Here is a 1,064-nt window from a genome sequence, read left to right as displayed (position 1 = left end):
GTGTCAGACCGCGCGACGATCAGGGGGTGGCCTCTGAACGACAGTGACGACGGACTCGCGGGGCGCTGCGAAGGTCATCGGTCCAGCCCACCTCGCACGGCGCCCGACGTTCGACGCACTTGAAGGAACTACCGGCCGAGAAGGCCGCATGACCCATCCGAAGGACCAGGAGGAACCGATGCGAAAGAAGATGATCACAACTCGGCTCGGGCTCATCGTCGCCCTCGCGGCAGCGCTCGTGTTCACGGCGCTGTACGTGGCGGTGGCGGCGACGCTCAACAGCGACCTGCCGCCGGGCGCGCGCGTCGCGGGGGTGCTCGCCCCCGACGACGAGCACGACTGGAAGGTGCTCGTCCACGCGGGCCAGAACGTGGATATCACCCTGCGCACCAAGCCGGGGTACTCCGGAGAAGCGTGGCTCGCGGCGTTCGACACCCTCGCCACCGACACGGTGCCCCCCTTCAGCGACGTCGGCATCGTGAATGGGACCGGCACGTCGCACCTGAACTTCGACATGCCGTACGACACGATGATGGCGCTGTCCGTGCTCGCCCCGGCACCCGCGTTCGGCGGGTACGTGCTGGACTACGCCATCAGCGATCCGCCCCCGACGTCGACGATCTCGCGGATCGCCGGTCCGTCCCGCTACGGGACCGCCATCAGCGTCTCGCAGAGCGGGTGGACGAGCGGAAGTGCCGGCGCCGTCGTCATCGCGTCCGGGCGTGACTTCCCCGACGGTCTCGCCGCGTCGGGCCTCGCGGGCTCCTACGGCTGTCCCGTTCTGCTGACCGACCCGGCCGTGCTGTCGGCTGGCGTCGACGCCGAGGTCACCCGGCTGGGCGCGACCCAGGTCTTCATCATCGGCGGTCCGGCGGCGGTCTCCGACGCCGTGCTCGCCGCGCTGGACCACGGCGGCCGGACCATCACCCGGGTCGCCGGGCCGACGCGCTACGCCACGGCGGCGGCGGTCTCCGCGCAGATGCGGGCGCACGAGACGTCCGAGGGCCGTGTCCCGAGCACCGAAGCGCTCATCGTCAACGGCCTGAGCTACCCTGACGCGCTCG

At 70.9% G+C, this 1,064-nt stretch carries 1 protein-coding gene; it reads left to right on the top strand.

Annotated features, from left to right (window positions below):
- Positions 1-178: 178 nt before the first annotated feature.
- On the top strand, positions 179-1,064 hold an 886-nt coding region (locus FDZ70_11300; protein ID TLM65025.1), incomplete at its 3' end, for a cell wall-binding repeat-containing protein.

It is taken from the genome of Actinomycetota bacterium, from assembly GCA_005774595.1.
Taxonomy (GTDB): Bacteria; Actinomycetota; Coriobacteriia; order Anaerosomatales; family D1FN1-002; genus D1FN1-002.
This window is presented reverse-complemented; position numbering and strand designations above follow the sequence as displayed.